This is a genomic window from Photobacterium sp. DNB23_23_1 (genome assembly GCF_052873815.1).
Genome location: NZ_JBNNXT010000115.1, coordinates 1 through 332, shown reverse-complemented (window position 1 = coordinate 332; position 332 = coordinate 1). Strand labels below are relative to the sequence as shown.

Here is a 332-nt window from a genome sequence, read left to right as displayed (position 1 = left end):
CAATCTTCAAGCAGGTTGTTGAATGACTCGTTACCGGTATTGTTCTGCAGTTTGTTGATAACCGCGAAACCGCCGTTATCACACACCACCACAATCATCTTGTGGCCAGTCAGTACTGAAGAGTAGATATCTGAGTTTTGAATGAGGTATGAACCATCGCCCACAAGTACAACGACATCGTTATCTGGGTTGGCAACTTTCGCGCCCCAGCCACCAGCAATTTCGTAACCCATGCACGAGTAGCCAAAGTCGATGTCGAACTTACCAATCTGGTAGTTCTGCCAGTTCATCGAAAGCTCAGCCGGTAGACCACCTGCAGCTGTCAGTACGGT

The 332-nt window shown here is 48.5% G+C and carries 1 protein-coding gene; it reads right to left on the bottom strand.

Annotated elements, in window-relative coordinates; genetic code table 11:
• Positions 1-332, bottom strand: a 332-nt coding sequence (locus tag ACVA53_RS25050) for a thiamine pyrophosphate-dependent enzyme (RefSeq protein ID WP_446506634.1), incomplete at both ends; no start/stop codon positions are given.